Source organism: Halobacillus sp. SY10, assembly GCF_045401165.1.
In the GTDB taxonomy this organism is placed as follows: Bacteria; Bacillota; Bacilli; order Bacillales; family Halobacillaceae; genus Halobacillus; species Halobacillus aidingensis.
Map to the genome: position 1 here is coordinate 1,720,516 of NZ_CP174345.1, position 15,854 is coordinate 1,736,369.

At 46.1% G+C, this 15,854-nt stretch carries 15 protein-coding genes; 12 read left to right on the plus strand and 3 right to left on the minus strand.

The window, feature by feature from the left end:
• Nucleotides 1-611: 611 nt before the first annotated feature.
• The 4 genes from ACJA3J_RS08830 (at nt 612) to ACJA3J_RS08845 (ending at nt 5,368) form a co-directional block, all read left to right on the plus strand.
• On the plus strand, nt 612-1,580 hold the full coding sequence (locus ACJA3J_RS08830; RefSeq protein WP_406946073.1) for an ATP-binding cassette domain-containing protein: 969 nt from the start codon (nt 612-614) through the stop codon (nt 1,578-1,580).
• Nucleotides 1,570-2,349 (plus strand): ABC transporter permease, encoded by a 780-nt coding sequence (locus ACJA3J_RS08835; RefSeq protein WP_115822165.1) that lies wholly within the window; start codon nt 1,570-1,572, stop codon nt 2,347-2,349. Before ACJA3J_RS08830 ends, ACJA3J_RS08835 begins: the two co-directional genes overlap by 11 nt.
• A gap of 154 nt (nt 2,350-2,503) precedes the next feature.
• Nucleotides 2,504-3,529, plus strand: coding sequence for a ribosome small subunit-dependent GTPase A (gene rsgA / locus ACJA3J_RS08840; RefSeq protein ID WP_406946074.1), 1,026 nt, complete (start codon nt 2,504-2,506; stop codon nt 3,527-3,529).
• A gap of 75 nt (nt 3,530-3,604) precedes the next feature.
• Nucleotides 3,605-5,368, plus strand: coding sequence for a dihydroorotate dehydrogenase (locus ACJA3J_RS08845; protein ID WP_406946075.1), 1,764 nt, complete (start codon nt 3,605-3,607; stop codon nt 5,366-5,368).
• Nucleotides 5,369-5,692: 324 nt separating this feature from the next.
• On the opposite strand, the gene ACJA3J_RS08850 is transcribed toward ACJA3J_RS08845, so the two are convergent.
• Nucleotides 5,693-7,003: a glutamine synthetase family protein gene (locus ACJA3J_RS08850; protein WP_089651107.1), complete on the minus strand. Its 1,311-nt coding sequence runs from the start codon at nt 7,001-7,003 to the stop codon at nt 5,693-5,695.
• 222 nt (nt 7,004-7,225) lie between these two features.
• Between ACJA3J_RS08850 and ACJA3J_RS08855 the strand changes: the two genes are divergently transcribed.
• Nucleotides 7,226-7,618, plus strand: a complete 393-nt coding sequence (locus tag ACJA3J_RS08855) for a hypothetical protein (protein WP_115894778.1) — start codon at nt 7,226-7,228, stop codon at nt 7,616-7,618.
• A 116-nt stretch (nt 7,619-7,734) separates the two neighbouring features.
• Nucleotides 7,735-8,661, plus strand: coding sequence for a manganese-dependent inorganic pyrophosphatase (locus tag ACJA3J_RS08860; protein WP_089651139.1), 927 nt, complete (start codon nt 7,735-7,737; stop codon nt 8,659-8,661).
• Between the two features lie 639 nt (nt 8,662-9,300).
• Here ACJA3J_RS08860 and ACJA3J_RS08865 read toward each other — a convergent pair.
• Nucleotides 9,301-9,831, minus strand: coding sequence for a hypothetical protein (locus tag ACJA3J_RS08865; RefSeq protein WP_089651109.1), 531 nt, complete (start codon nt 9,829-9,831; stop codon nt 9,301-9,303).
• A 137-nt stretch (nt 9,832-9,968) separates the two neighbouring features.
• On the opposite strand from ACJA3J_RS08865, the gene ACJA3J_RS08870 reads away from it, so the two are divergent.
• The 5 genes from ACJA3J_RS08870 to ACJA3J_RS08890 all read left to right on the plus strand — a co-directional run bounded on the left by ACJA3J_RS08870 (nt 9,969) and on the right by ACJA3J_RS08890 (nt 14,006).
• Nucleotides 9,969-10,448, plus strand: coding sequence for a DUF4306 domain-containing protein (locus tag ACJA3J_RS08870; protein ID WP_406946076.1), 480 nt, complete (start codon nt 9,969-9,971; stop codon nt 10,446-10,448).
• On the plus strand, nt 10,436-11,053 hold the full coding sequence (locus ACJA3J_RS08875; RefSeq protein WP_406946077.1) for a Type 1 glutamine amidotransferase-like domain-containing protein: 618 nt from the start codon (nt 10,436-10,438) through the stop codon (nt 11,051-11,053). The genes ACJA3J_RS08870 and ACJA3J_RS08875 overlap by 13 nt, the downstream gene beginning before the upstream one ends.
• Before the next feature lie 191 nt (nt 11,054-11,244).
• Complete coding sequence (locus tag ACJA3J_RS08880) at nt 11,245-11,814, plus strand: copper resistance protein CopC (RefSeq protein ID WP_406946078.1); 570 nt, start codon at nt 11,245-11,247, stop codon at nt 11,812-11,814.
• The gene (locus ACJA3J_RS08885; RefSeq protein WP_406946079.1) at nt 11,811-12,881 is read left to right on the plus strand and encodes a copper resistance D family protein; all 1,071 of its coding nucleotides are present in this window, start codon (nt 11,811-11,813) and stop codon (nt 12,879-12,881) included. Before ACJA3J_RS08880 ends, ACJA3J_RS08885 begins: the two co-directional genes overlap by 4 nt.
• Before the next feature lie 114 nt (nt 12,882-12,995).
• Nucleotides 12,996-14,006, plus strand: coding sequence for a DUF1835 domain-containing protein (locus ACJA3J_RS08890; RefSeq protein WP_406946080.1), 1,011 nt, complete (start codon nt 12,996-12,998; stop codon nt 14,004-14,006).
• A gap of 59 nt (nt 14,007-14,065) precedes the next feature.
• Here the strand turns inward: ACJA3J_RS08890 and ACJA3J_RS08895 are convergent, their stop codons facing one another.
• A complete protein-coding gene (locus ACJA3J_RS08895; RefSeq protein ID WP_406946081.1) occupies nt 14,066-14,647 on the minus strand; it encodes a GNAT family N-acetyltransferase in 582 nt (193 codons plus the stop codon).
• A gap of 113 nt (nt 14,648-14,760) precedes the next feature.
• Between ACJA3J_RS08895 and corA the strand changes: the two genes are divergently transcribed.
• Entirely contained in the window at nt 14,761-15,711 is a 951-nt protein-coding gene (corA, locus tag ACJA3J_RS08900; protein WP_089651117.1) for a magnesium/cobalt transporter CorA, read from the plus strand.
• The last annotated feature ends 143 nt before the right edge of the window (nt 15,712-15,854 follow it).

Consider the following 15,854-nt stretch of genomic DNA (forward strand, 5'->3'; position numbering starts at 1 on the left):
TTTTTGTTGAGTGGATGGGGGCTGCGGGGAATGACTCGCTTTCCGCGGGAGCGCGGTGAGCCTCCTCGAGCTTCGCTCTGCGGGGTCTCACCATGCACTTTTTTCCCGCAGGAGTCTCGCCATTCCCCTCCGCCCCTAAACCATTTAAGTGTCTCGAAAATACTCCCAAAATAAGCAGCTTTCGAGCGTAATAGAAGTTGGTGAATCACTCTTAAAACAGGAGCACTTTTATTCTGAAGCTTTCTATAGAGCCCTTTTCAACTTCTGTAGTTTTGGAAGATGCTCCTACTGTGTATGTGGGTTCGTTTCTCACCTCCATCGAATGGGGTGGTTGGGAAGCTGCGAGACTCCCGTGGGAGAAGGAGACAGGCGAGATCCCGCAGGGCGGTTGCCCGAGGAAGCTCGGCGCTCCCCCACAGGAAAGCGAGTTGCTTCCCAGCCACCCCTGACGCGCAACTCAGCAACGAACCCCAAAACATCTCGAAATCAAGTCTTCAACAATGCTGCCATTTAGATGAACGGGGGAATGTGGGGAAGAGAGTGTGGAAAAGTGAATATGGTAGGACATTTGTATATAGTAAAGATATGGAAAGATGACTGGAGGGATTGTAGTGAATGGGAAAATCGTTGTTGAACACCTAACCAAAACATTCAAAAAAGGAAACGTCCAAGCGGTAAAAGATGTTTCTTTCGAAGTAGAGGAAGGGGAATTTTTCGCTTTTCTAGGACCGAACGGAGCAGGTAAATCGACCACCGTTCAAATTTTGACGACGCTCATCAATGCCACTTCTGGAAAAGCAGAAGTGGCCGGTCATGACGTCATCCGAGAGCCGGAAAAAGTGAGACGTTATATAGGTGTAGCCCTGCAGGAAACAGGTGTGGACCCTGATCTGACAGGCAGGGAAATGATTGAGCTTCAAGCGAATATTTTCGGCTTCCGTAAAGAAGAAGGGAAAAAGAGGGCCCAGGAGTTGTTGGAGATTGTGCAGCTTACAGAAGCGGCGGAACGGAGAATCGGCAACTACTCGGGCGGGATGCGCAGGCGTCTTGATCTTGCCCTGACACTCGTCAATGAACCGAAAATCCTTTTTCTCGATGAACCGACAACAGGGCTTGATCCTTCGAACCGGATGGCGATTTGGGAGGAATTGCGACGGCTGAACGAGGAAGTGGGCACCACCATTTTTCTTACTACCCAGTATTTAGAGGAAGCCGATTCGCTTGCTCACCGCATCAGTATCATCAATGATGGGGAGATTGTTGCGACAGGCACGCCGAAAGAATTGAAGGCACAAATCGGAAATGATCTGATCACCCTTACATTGAAAGATGAAAAACAGCAATCCGAGGCGGTGGAGTACTTACGTGGACAAATGGCGGACGTTGACGTGATCAATCGTCAGAATAAGGTGCTCATATACGTTGAAGAGGGGACGAAGCAATTGCTTGAAGTTGTCCGTCTGTTTGATCAGGAAGGCTATGAAATCGAAGACATCCAACTCTCCTCACCAACGCTGGATGATATTTTCTTGAAGATCACGAGTGAGAAAAAGGAAGGAGTGAGAGCGGTTGGGGAATAACCTATGGAAAGATACGTGGCTCATGACAGTAAGAAACATCAAAACGACGTTACGTAATCCGTTTTCTTTTATCCCGAACCTGATCATATCGGCTTTCTTCCTCCTTGTTTATGAAGGCGGGTTGAGCGGAATCTCCCAGCTCCCGACATTTGAAGGGGCGAACTATTTGGCGTTCATTCTGCCTGTGTCGATTGTATCTGCGGCCATTGGTGGAGCCGGGGGGGCGGGACAGAGCATCGTGAAAGATATTGAGAATGGGTTTTTCTCCCGGTTGTTGCTGACGCCAGCTTCAAGATTGGCGATCGTTCTCGGACCAATCATTGCCGGGATGCTTCAACTCGTCGTGCAAACACTGCTCATCATCGGCATCGCCTTTTTGCTCGGTCTTGAAGTGGTGACAGGTTTCGGAGGCATTTTGTTTGTGCTGCTGATTGCCGTCGGCTGGGGGCTTGCGTTTGCCGGCTATTCTGCCGGGGTCGCGCTTCGGACTGGGAACGCTCAGGCCGCACAAGCGGGAACGTTCATCTTTTTCCCGCTCATTTTCCTAAGCACCACTTTCGTCCCGTATGAGCTGATTGAAGCTCAGTGGCTGAAAATCGCGGCGACGATTAACCCGACGACTTACATCTTTGAAAGTATGCGGACGGCACTCATCGACGGCTGGGTGTTTTGGGATTTGATGCAGGGGGTATTCGCGATCGTCATCGTGTGTACCATCACCATAACCTTTGCAGCCATTTCTGCGAAAAAAGCAGTTTCCCGCGGATAAACGTAACCACTGGCAAAAAATTCTGGTATAATGGAACTAATCAAAAAGTTAGGAGTGATGTTTTATGGCAAACGTAACAAATCAATTCAACTCAAATCCATCAAATCACGGAGGACATCACTCGTAACGTCCTCCAAAATTCAGGAGGAATCGAATGAAACGGAATGATTTTACAGAATTTTTTAAAGCACAGACGAACGAAGGGGAACAGATCGGAAGAATCACCCGCCTGACCCATGGCCTGTACACCGTTGTGGATGATGAACAGGAGCGGAACGGAGAAGTCTCCGGAAGGTTTCATCATACCGTACAGGTTGACAAAGATTACCCGGCTGTCGGGGATTGGGTCGTATTTGAACCTTATGATGCAGGAGCGCGTGCGAAAATCCACCGCGTCCTGGACCGGCGGACCGTCTTGTCCAGGAAAAAGGCGGGCGGAAGTCATCAGGAGCAAATCATTGCGGCGAACGTCGATACCGTGTTTATCGTCACCGCTTTGACCCAGGAATTTAACCTTAGAAGAATCGAACGGTATGTTCAGCAAATTTATGAGAGTGGAGCGAGCCCGGTTGTTGTTTTAACAAAACGGGACTTGTGCGACACGGTGCCTGATCATATTACTGAAGTCGAAAGTGTAGCGCCGGGCGTTCCTGTCTATGCAGTGGATAGTTTGACAGGTGGAGGAATGGGAGAGCTTGTCACTGAATTACGGACTGGCGAAACCATTTCGCTCGTAGGTTCTTCCGGAGTCGGCAAGTCAACACTCATCAATCATTTGCTCGGCATGGAAAAACAAGCGACTCAAGGGGTGCGTGAAGAGGATCAGCGCGGACGGCATACGACGACGCACAGAGAGCTGTTTGAACTGCCGAACGGAACTTTTATCATTGACACACCCGGCATGCGCGAATTGCAGTTATGGGGTGGAGATGAAGAAGGGGTGGACCAGACATTCTCTGATATCGATCGCCTGAGCGGGTCTTGTAAGTTCAGAGACTGCAAACATGAACAAGAACCGGGATGTGCAGTGAAGCAAGCCATTGAAGAAGGAGAGCTTGAAGCTGCGCGTCTGAAAAGCTACAACAAGTTAAAACGGGAGCTGAAGCGGCTCGAGTTGAAAGATCGGTACGGGACGCATCGCACGAACCGGATGCTCCACGGACCGAATGCAATCAAGTAGAAAAAAGAGGTGCCGGTTCCGGTGCCTCTTTTTTTGTAGTTGGAGCTTTTGATTATAAAAGAAAAGGAAGATTGTATGCCGGATTGGTCTTATCATGTGTTATTCAAACCGTGGCTGTCAAAATTAGCCCCTGTGACTTCAAGAGAATTTATACATAAAAATATGAACCGTATCGCTTCTCTTCCTGGAGGAAGCTCTATTATCCATTTTCTTGGGAGAGAAGAAATCTCGGAGAAACTCACCACTTCTCTTGGGAGCGAACGGATCCGTGGACCTGTTGGATTATCAGGAAAAATCGATCCGCGGTTATCAGGTGTGAAGGCATTCAGTCAGTTAGGTTTCAGTATGATCGAAGTTGGTCCGGTGACGCTGGAACCGCAGAATGGGGGTTTCCCTGAAAGGAAAGAGGGTCGCCTGCTGCTTCCGGATCACGGAGAGTCGATTGGTTTGGAGGAAACGGTTCGTCGGCTGGAAAAGGCGGATGCAGAAATTCCTTATCTCTTTCATTTGCAAGGGTCACAAGATGAAATTTTTAAAATGGCAGAAGCTCTAAAACCTTTTCATGGGATATTCAGTTTCTCTCATCATGTGTGGTCGCCGAATCTAGTTGGAAAACTCTCAGAATGGAAACCCGTTTTTTTAAGAGTTCCGAGTAAGAATGTTTGTGAGGTAGACAGATTTGGAGGAGTCGCCGGCTTCGTCTTAGAAGAATCTGGTGAGGAAGGTAATTTAGAAGCGCACAAAAAGGCAATGGAAAAGCTGCAGGGCTATGATGTGGTTACGGTCGGCGGAGTGAAGGAACCCGCAGATGCGCTGGCCCTCCTTTCCGCCGGTGCCCGTATGGTATTTCTTTCTACTGAATACGTCGAAGCAGGTCCTGGACTACCGAAGCGGATTCACGAAGCGCTGCTGGATGAAAGAGCTCAAGGTGGCAAGGAAGAAACCGGCTGGATGTGGTATTTTCTTTTCGGCCTGGCGATTTTTCTAGGTGGCATCCTCGCCTTGGTGTTCAGTTTGACCTCGGTCATCCTACCTTATGATGAAACGTTCCTCGGAATATCCAGACAACAATTGCTATTGTTCAATGAACGGATCCTCTGGTTTATGGCCCACGACCGGATGACCCTCGCCGGAACCATGATTTCCGGTGGGCTGCTTTATATGTGGCTGGCAAGGTATTCTGTTTCCAAGGGAGAAAAATGGGCGAAACAAGCGATTGACTTTGCTGCGATTGCAGGCTTTTTAGGCATTCTCTTTTTTATCGGATATGGCTATTTTGACTGGCTGCACCTGTTATTCTGGATCATCCTTCTGCCGTTATATGTGACGGGATGGATCAAATCCCGGGGTCTCTCCGAAAAGCCAGCTTCGATGAATCGAAGAAATGACAGAACGTGGCTTCTCGGCGTCTATGGACAATTTTGCTTCGTCGTCCTCGGATTCTCTTTCGTCCTTGGTGGCATCGTCATTTCCTATATCGGCGTGACAGGCGTCTTTATCCCGACTGATATTCAGTATCTTTGCATGCCTCCTGAACTGATACAAAGTTTCAACGAACGATTGATTCCCGTCATCGCCCATGATCGCGCCGGGTTCGGAAGCGCACTGTTCAGTGTCGGTTCTCTCGTCCTGATGAGCGCTTTATGGGGGTATCACCAGGGGGAACGCTGGTTTTGGTGGATGTTCCTGATCGGAGGTATCCCTGCCTTTGCCGCAGGGATTTTTGTACATATTATGATCGGCTATACGACATTCATCCACTTGCTGCCCGCATACATCGCGCTGTTCTTTTACGTGGGAGGCCTAGTTCTGTCTTATCGTTATTTAATGAGTAAATGATGCGAAAGGTCATCCGATTTGAGGATGACCTTTCGCACGCAAGAAAGCCGAGTCGCACGCAAGAAAGCCGAGTCGCACGCAAGAAAGCCGAGTCGCACGCAAGAAAGCCGAGTCGCACGCAAGAAAGCCGAGTCGCACGCAAGAAAGCCGAGTCGCGCGCAAGAAAGCCGAGTCGCGCGCAAGAAAGCCGAGTCGCGCGCAAGAAAGCCGAGTCGCGCGCAAGAAAGCCGAGTCGCGCGCAAGAAAGCCGAGTCGCGCGCAAAAGAAGCGAAGAGCCTACACAAAAAAGCAGCGCTCCACATCGGAGCGCTGCTTTGCTATTTCTTACTTATTCATATATTTGTCAATTTCCCACTTGCTTACTTGCAAGGAGTACTGAGTCCACTCATCTTCTTTGTCTTCGATATACGCATTGGCCGTGTGGTCGCCAAGAGCTTTAAGAAGAACTTCGTCTTTCTTAAGAGCAGAAAGAGCTTCTTTCAAGTTTGTAGGAAGTGTTGGTACACTGTCGTCCTCAACTTCGTACAAGTTACGGCTTTCCGCTTCACCTGCATCATATTCGTTACGGATACCTTCAAGACCAGCTTGGATCAATACCGCAAGAGTCAGGTAAGGGTTTGCTGTCGGGTCCGGGTTACGGACTTCGAAACGAGTACCTTGACCACGTGTTGTTGGTACACGGACCATACAGCTGCGGTTGGAGTGGGACCATGCAATACTTACAGGTGCTTCATAACCAGGAACGAGACGCTTATAAGAGTTCACGTTCGGGTTCGTAATCGCTGCAATCGCGCGAGCGTGGTGAAGGATTCCTGCGATAAACTGTTTCATAGTTTTGGAAACGCCATCTTTCGCATCTTCATCGTAGAAAGCACTGTCGCCATCTCTGAATAGGGAAAGGTGTGCGTGCATTCCGGAACCGTTCTCACCTGCGATTGGTTTAGGCATGAATGTTGCGTGATAGTCATGGTTTGTTGCAATATCCTTAACTACGTTTTTGAACGTTTGGATGTTATCGGCTGTTTTCAGCATGTTGTCAAAACGGAAGTTGATCTCGTGCTGACCCATAGCCACTTCGTGGTGGGAAGCTTCCATTTCGAAACCGAATTTTTTCAGTGTACGAACGATGTCACGACGTACTTTATCCCCTTTATCTTTTGGAGAAGCGTCGAAATATCCACCGCGGTCATTCATTTCGCGGATCGGGTAACCATCTTTGTCCAGTTTGAATAGGAAGAATTCTGGTTCTGGACCGACGTTTACTGTGTATCCCATGTCTTCGGCTTCTTTCATTGCACGTTTAAGGATGTAACGAGGGTCTCCTTCGAATGGAGTGCCATCTGGCTTGTAGATATCACAAATGAAGCGCGCGCTGCGATCTTCATCGACCAAAGAAGGAAGCAGTAGGAATGTATCTAAGTCTGGATAGAGATACATGTCACTTTCTTGGATATCGGAAAAACCGGAGATGGAAGAACTGTCGAACATGGCTTCATTTTCCAAGACCATTTCTAGTTCCTCAGCCGGTAGTTCAACATTTTTCGTATCCCCATACATATCTGTGAATTCTAATAGTAGGAATTCTACGTTGTTTTCTTTTACTTCCTGAATAATTTGCTCTTTTGTGTAAGTCATACATTACCCTCTCTTTAACAATTTTATTATGAGATGTGTATCCGGAATAGTGGTGGATATGTATCTCACTTTTTCTTATGTTAGGAATTCTAACACATAGTGTAGACAAATCTCAAATGCCTTTTATGTAAATTCCCTTATTTTTTTATCGTAAACCTATGATTTAGTAAAAAATTTCGTCCTCCTACATAAGGTAGATTATAAGTGGAATGGAGGTATTGTATGAACAGTAAAAAGCTTGTATTCATGCAGTCTGCAGCCGTTTTTGGTTACTTGGTTTTCATCTCATTCGTAACGGTGAAAGTACAAGGAACCGCCCTTGTGACAGAAAATTTTTATTTTTATATTATTTTCTCACAATTCGTGTATGTCCCTCTAGGAATTTTACTCGCCCTGCCAGCGTTCCTTAATAAATGGGAAGAAGAAGGACAATGGAAATGGAAGAAACGATACGGATTCCTCTTTCTTTTTCCTTCTTTATACTTGATGATGGTTCCCTATATCATCCCGATCGATTCAATTTTTCCAAATCTACTGGTTACCAATCCTTCTGTGAGTTCGGTGATCCAGGTTCTCTGTGGTTACTTTCTTATAAAAGGGTTCGAAAAGGAATAGTTTCTTTTCCATATTAAGGGGAATGGTAGGAGAAGATGGACTATGGCTCTAATCTATTTTATAATCGAAACGGACAAGACATCCTACATACCCTTGATAAAGAAAGGAAGATTTTTGTGAGCAAAACATTGATTTTCGGGCACAAAAACCCCGATACGGATACGATTACTTCAGCACTTGTGTATGCTGAACTGAAAAAAGCCCTTGGCGAAGAGGTAGAAGCCGTTCGTCTTGGTGAAGTAAACGGAGAAACTCAATTTGCGTTGGATCAGTTCAATGTCGATGCGCCACGTCTTGTTGAACGTGTTTCTGATGAAGTCGAGCAGGTCATCCTTGTCGACCATAACGAACGCCAGCAGAGTGCAGAGGATATTGATGAGGTGCAGGTGCTTGAGGTCATCGACCACCACCGTATTGCAAACTTCGAAACAAAAGGACCTCTTTACTATCGTGCGGAGCCTGTCGGATGTACGGCAACGATTTTGAACAAGTTGTATAAGGAAAAAGGACAGCAGGTTTCAAAGCCAATGGCAGGACTAATGCTGTCAGCGATTATTTCCGATTCTCTTTTATTCAAATCACCGACGTGCACGGACGAAGATCGTAAAGCAGCCGAAGAACTTGCAGCGATTGCTGGTGTCGATGCTGAAGAATACGGCTTGAAGATGCTGAAAGCTGGTGCGGACATCAGTGACAAGACAGCGGAAGAATTGATCTCCCTGGATGCGAAAGGGTTCAACATGGGCGATAAAAAAGTAGAAATCGCTCAAGTGAACACAGTCGATACAGATGATGTGCTTTCCCGTAAGAGCGAACTTGAAGCAGCGATCGAAAAGAACGTTTCTGAAAAGGACTTGGACTTGTTCCTGCTTGTCGTGACAGACATTCTTGAAAGTGACTCGACAGTGGTTGCGGTTGGTAACGAAACAGAAGCGGTTGCAAAAGCTTTCGAAACAGAGCTTGATGGCAATCAGGCTGTCTTGAAAGGTGTCGTATCCCGTAAGAAACAAATCGTACCTCCATTGAACACATATTTCGGATAAGAAGAAAAGCGAACCCTCATATTGAGGGTTCGCTTTTCTTATATCATTTCTTCTCTTCCATATAAGCTCCCTTTTCTGGAAGACTCAGTTTCGAGACTTTTGTGTGAGTTTAGGGGCTGCGGGAAAAGGTTCGCTTTCCATGGGGCGGGCGGTGAGCCTCCTCAGGCTACGCCTTCCGGGGTCTCACCTGTCCCACACGTCCCATAGGAGTCTCACCGTTTCCCTCCGCCCCTTTGCCATATAAGTGTCTCGAAACCACTTCCAGAATAAGTTGCTTTTATGCACAGATTTAATGGAGGATACGAACTTGCAGGCACTCTATTCTGGGTGCGGAAAGCTTGTTATGTAGCGCTTTATGCATATAACACAAGGATAGTGGAAGACCCCCCCACACAGTAATGGGGTTCGTTTCTCACATTCATCGAATGGGGTGGTTGGGAAGCTGCGAGACTCCCGCGGGAATGGATTGACTGGCGAGACCCCACAGTGCGAAGCACGAGGAGGCTTGCCGTCATCCCCGCAGGAAAGCGAGTGGCTTCCCAACCACCCCTGACGCTCAACTTTGTAACGAACCCCAGTTATCTCGAAACTGAGTTTATCACAATTCTGCCATATAGTTTAATAACTACCATTAATCTCCTATGATAGAAACTTATCATTAAAGGAGCGGATCGTTTCTGTTAGTGCCTCCATTTTTTCTTTATCAGATACCGTAAAAGAGTCTTTTTCCACAATATACTGCACGTCGGTGTGGAGCTGCTTTAAAGCGGCTGTGATATCATCTACTTTGTCTGAATCCTCATCTTCAAATGATTCCGTAGTAATCACCGATCGAAGCTTGAACAACTCATTCGAATAATCACGGAAATACCCTTTTTTCAATTCATTCGATCGTTCGGCAGCATTTAATAATCTTTGATATCCGGTCAGCTGCTGGAGGCTGCGGGTGAGCAAAGTCTCCGTATAAAACCTTTCTTTTTCACTTCCCTCGCTATGAAATGAGTCAAAGGACAGGGTGACGTCCTCGATGCGATAGGGAAGTTCGGACACAGCGGAAGTCGCGGCATCTTTTGTGAACGTGTCGATCTCTGAGGATCTGGTTGTATCGAACCAAAGGTAAGCGAAAAAAATGCTTGTTAATAAGAAGATTCCTGTAAGAATTTTGTACATGGTTACCAGGCTCCTTTTTTCTATCAATCATTAATCGTATCGTATCACGTAAGTCGCGTGCTTGTTTAAATAAAAGATTGAGTAATTGTTGAACATTTGAAATAATTGGTAAAAAGTGGGAGGGGGAATTAATAATAATGAGAGTTCTAGTTCAGTATGTCGCCGCTCTATGTACTTTTTTATTTTCAACGGTCGCCGCTTTGTATGAAGGAAGTGAAATCAAAGATCATCCGTTTGAATGGAGGTCTTCTGCTGTATTCAGCCAGTGGGTTCATGGAGAGGTGAAAACATCCTCAGACATCCTCGTCGTCGATTATTTGGTCTATGCTGCTAAATTTAAACCGTTCTTTCCTTTACTGCTCCTCTTGGGCCTCATCTATTTCATAGCATTAAGCGGGGTGGTTTTATTCCACAAGGGAAAGTTTTCGTTGATCATGTATTTTGGAGTATGGGCTGTCATGTTGTTGCTTGCTGCTTTTTTTATTTTTCCCGCCCATTCTCTAGGGATGAAAATGATAAGTATAGTATTCATTACATCCGGGACTGCGAGTGGTTTGGCTGCTTCTCTTTTGTATCTGATTCATAAGAAGGAAGGTGTGGTGGTATGGGGGCATTGATTCTTTCAGGTGGTGGAAGTGCAGAGCAGAACAAGAAGGCCCATGCATCGTTCGCGGAAAAATTGGAGCAAGGAAAGGCTGTTTTGTATATTCCGGTCGCAGGGGATCCGGAACGAAGGCCACATGAAGAGAGTTTCCATTACATAAAAAAGTGTCTGAAGCCACATGGAATCTCTCAGTTGGAGATGTGGACAGACCTTAACGGAAAGTCATTCGTGGACCTTCAAATGTTTGCTGGTGTCTACATCAGTGGAGGCTGTTCATTGAAGCTGCGAAGGTTAATGTATGAAAGTGGATTCGATCGGGTTCTTTTGGATTTTTACAAACGAGGAGGCGTAGTTTTCGGTCAGAGTGCTGGCGCTGTAGTGTTCGGAAAGGCCCATTCAGGAGGGAAGGAAGCTCTGAATCTCGTGGAGAACTACAGGATAGTGTGTCATTACAAATCGGAGGATGAGAGTGAAACAACCCTCATCACAAAGAATGAGAGTTTTCAGATCCTTGCTATGGAAGACGGAGGATCTGTGCTCGTTTCGGATAGTGGTATTAAAAAGATCAGTGGTGGTATTTATACATTTGAAAAAGGAAAGAAAAATATCATTGAATAAAACCATCAAATGCAGGGTCCCGACAAAGCCTGGTTTATGTTCAGCTCATGAACCGAGGTTTTTCTGTTCACTAAATTGTCCATCTTTTCTCCTGGTATTACAACCTTTGCTCTGATATAAATTAGAAGGAGGAGTGAACCGTTGCTCCTTTTTATTCGTAGTCTTTATAAAAGAGAAAAAGGAGTAGGACCATGAAATATATATCCATGTTTTGTTTACTTATTGTACTTGCCCTGCCTATGACGGTAGAGGCGCATACACACCTTGAAAGTTCAGAACCTGAATCAGGAGGTGCGCTAACATCAGAAAACCCAGGCATCACACTGACTTTTGATTCCAAAGTCCAGGAACCGACGGCCTTGACCATTACAGATGATGATGGGGAAGAGTTCGAAATAGAGAGCTATACCCATTCCCCTGAAAATGTCATCGAATTCAGTATTCCTAAAGAAGTAGCTAGTGGGGACCTCGAGGTCTTCTTTAGCATCATCGGTGAAGACGGGCACGTCATGGAAAATGAGCTGACGTTTAATTATACCGTGAAGGATAAGGCTTCTACCGCTGGAGAAGACACAAATACAGAGGAACCTGCAACGGCTTCAGGTGAAGGCGGAAGTGGGAGCGGAGAAGCGTCTGAAAGTGACCAAGTCGCAGCGTCTAACCAGGGGAACGATTCGATGGTATGGATTGTACCTGTACTTGGATTCGGGATCTTGGTTACGGCTGTACTCGTGTTCCTGGGGATCAGGAAAAAATCATGATTCATGCGTTAACGAATGGAGGCCTCTATGCTTGTCTCTCCATTCTGATCGGGGCAAGCCTTTTGTCATTTTCTGATGAAAAGCTTGCTCAGCGTAGAAAGACATGGGCACTGGTTGCTTTGACTGTACCTGTTTTAGCTGCATTTCCAATCATAGAGCTGGCGGGTAGGCTTCAGGAATATCGGGGAGGAAGCTTTTTGTCGAGTCTTTTTCATGTGCTCACCCAATTAAAGGGAGGGCAGGCATGGCTTCTACTATTATCATTGGCTATTCTTCATGTCATTCTACTGAACACGATGAAACAGCCAAAGGTCGCTTATTCGTTCAGTTTATTACTTATCGCGGGGATGATTCTTACTCAGAGTGTGACCGGACATTCTGCGAGCACCGCTTCTTTTCAAGGAGCACTTTTTCATACGATTCATTTCATCGGTGTGGGGATATGGTCCGGAATATTACTCGTGGTCAGCTTTTTTTCTGATCACGAGCACCAGTGGGAGTCCTTTGTACGCTGGTTTACGAAGGTAGCCATCGGCTGCATCGTATGGATTACGTTGACGGGTGTTGCTATGAGTTTACTATTGTCAGAGAGTATTGTAGATTCGTGGATGCTTTCCTATGGCCAGGCGCTGTTGGTCAAACATCTTCTGTTTATTGTTCTTCTGCTGTTTGCCTTCATCAATGGCTTTCTCATGAAGCGTTTAGTAGCAGAGGATGCAGGCTTCTCACCGAGACGCTGGTGGAAAGCGGAAAGTCTTCTCATCGTTTTTATCTATACGATTACAGGATACATGACCGAACAGGAAACGCCGCATAATATCAAGCAGACGTTGGAGCAGCAGGATCCCTCTGTTCTTTTCCGTATATTCACGACAGTGGAAGGATTTGGCCCCTTAACCCTCGCTCCGAATTTGATCAGTATCTCCTCTTTGGCCTTAGGCTTTATTTTTCTGCTGTTTACAGGAGTGATGATCAAGCGGAACTCGCTGGCAGGTACTTTTTTTGTCAGTGCAATGGTTTTGTGGTGCTTATACCTTGGTCTTATGAGCAGTGTATCGATGAGTTAAGCGGACACCTATACAGGTGTTCGTTTTTTTATGAAATGAAACTTATGGATTTATTCAATCGTAGGGAAGGAAGTTCAATGCTTTTCATTTTACCAAGGGATAAGGAGAGAGGAAATGAATCGATCTATTAAAAGAATTCTTGAAGCGTTGACTGAAGAAGAGATGCGCACCATTCTACTCCATCAGTGGACCCTTTTTACTTATGTAGAAGAAGAGAAGATCTCAGAGAAAGAATGGATCAATCAGGTGAAAGAAATGAAAAAAAGAACCGAACGTGTCTGTGAAGACCGCCTGCATCCATTTCAAGGGGAGGCAGGGGAAGTTGTAGAGCACGTCCATATCGTCTTTAGTGAATCTACGAAAGGCTCATTGCAGCTAGCGCTGAGACGAAAAGAGGAGACAAAGGAAGAAGTGATCGCTCTTTCTCCTATGTTTTCTATCGGTCCAATACAGGACTTGGATAAAGAAGAAGGTATCGAAAAGCGAAAGGAATGGCTGTTCAATCATCTTGTCATGGACGATGAGCAGTGGATGCACATGGTAGAAGATTCCTTGAAGGTTATTGAAGATCTACGTTCCATTCCAACTGGGGTGCCGATCACGATCTGGGTCGGTGACAATGCCCATGAACAGACCGGGCTTCGGTTTGTGTTGCATCTTTTGAAAAACAAACCCAACGGAATCTATACGGTTCAAGTAACGGACGCTTTAGATTTCCCGCTTCATACAGGGGAGCTTTCTCCTGCTCGTTTGGTGAGTTTGTTGGAACGTTTCCCAAGTAGTCCCCTGTCCGATGAGAGCATGGAAACCTACAGGGACGAATGGCGGGCTTTATCCGAAGAGAATGCGAATCTCCGAGTGTGGAAGAGAGGCATCCAATCGTTGTCTGAAAATTATTTTGATGCGACTCTCATCCAAACGTTAAAAGAGTTGCAGTTTGAGAGTGATATGGATGATTACATAAAAGCGGCTCGATTAATTGGAGAGGTTCTCGGACATTCATCACAAGTTGTCGGGGACAGCTTTTTCGAGTATCGAGTTCGTGAGCTTGTCCTTCAAGGGGAATTCATGCTCATGGGTGTTCCGAGAGGGATGAGGTATTATGCAGTGAAATGGCACAAGTGACAAGTGCTTTAGAAGCACCGGAAAAAGAAAACGCTTGGCTGTTTAGGCCAAGCGTTCTTCTACGCACGTTTCATCCATTCTTCCCTAAGGACTCCCATACGGATCGAATCATAAAACTGTCCTTCATAAATACGGCATTTCCTCAATCGGCCTTCGATTTTCATGCCGAGTTTTTCACCAACACGCATCATCCGCTCATTTTTGGACCATGTCGTCAAACCGACACGGGCAAGGGGGAGAGTCCGAAAAAGGTAATCCACCCAGATTTCAAGCGCTTCCGATCCGTAGCCTCCGTTCCAATAATCGGGATCATAGATGCCGATGCCGACTTCAAGCCATAGAGATGGTTTGTGCTCCCAATAATAGGTGACGGTTCCGATTGTCTTCCCGTCCACTTCGATGATGAGTCGTGAATCGGGTTCATTCGGACCGAGCCTGTTGATGCGCGCTTTTTCGTGACTGCGATAGCTTTCGAGTGTATGAGGCTCGAGCGGATAGTAGGGCGCGTCCCATTTTTTCCATTCCGGTTCATCGCCATTGTAAATCAATTGGTACAAAACGGGAATGTCCCCTTCGGTAATATGCCGTAGTATCACCCTCTGTCCTTTTAATTGCTCGTCGCATTTCAAACGTTGCAGCATCCGCTTGCCTCCGTTCCGTCTTTTCTTCCATCGTACCATAAGTGGGAATGGTTGTTTGAATATTTTCGTTTACGGTTATAAAAGAATAAGACGTACATAGGCAGGTGAAACGAATGATTGAGGTTTTGGCTTATAGTAAAGAAACTGGATTGCATGACAACCTTTCCATCGAAGAACTTTCCGGTGGAAAATGGGACTGGTATTGGGTTGATTTCAATCAACCGACCGAGGGGGAAGTGACGCTCTTAGAGAAAACCTTCGAGTTCCACCCTCTGGCGGTTGAAGACTGTCTGCACGGGCTGCAGCGTCCGAAGCTCGATTATTATGACGATCACAGCTTCATCGTTGTTCATTCCGTCAATCCAAAGACACTTGAGCGGGAAGAAATCAACGTTTTTCTCGGTCATTGTTCTATTGTCACTTTTCATAAGGAAAAAAACGAACCGCTGGAACAAGCAAAAAGGATCGTCAAAAATAATAAGCAGCACGAGAAAGTCGATGAGTATTATGTCTTCCATCAGATCCTGGATAAAGTCGTCGACAACTATTTTCCGATCATTTATAAAATTGAAGATCATATCAATGAAATCGAAGACAACACGAAAGATTTGTCGATGGAAAAGCTGCTTGAGGAATTGTTCGACAGACGAAGCGAACTGCTGTTATTGAGGCAGACGATTCACCCAATGAGGGATTTGTTGTACCGTATATTAAATACAAGACATTTAGACGGAGTCTTTGAGCGAAGGGAATATTTTGCGGACATTCATGACCACTTGATTAAAGTAGCTGACATGGTCGCATCGAACAGGGAGATGACACAGGATATCCGCGATAGCTACTTGTCCTTGAACTCCCATGAAACGAACCGGACGATGCAGATTCTCACGGTCATCAGTGTGATCTTCATGCCGCTGACGTTTATCGTTGGTGTGTACGGCATGAACTTTGCCAACATGCCCGAGCTGCAGACGGAATACGGCTATTTTGTCGTGTGGGGACTCATGATTGCTGTAGCGGTTGCGATGTTCATCTGGTTCAGAAACAAAGGCTGGTTTGATTGAACATCAGACGTAAGACGGAAGCCACCCGGGCAGGTGGCTTCCGTCTTTTTTCGGTCCAGAGGATGAAGGGAAATCACTCCAACGGCCGTTAGAAAGAAAAGCGGGGCGGTCTATACTTAAAGTAACAAGAAAACAAAGGAGAT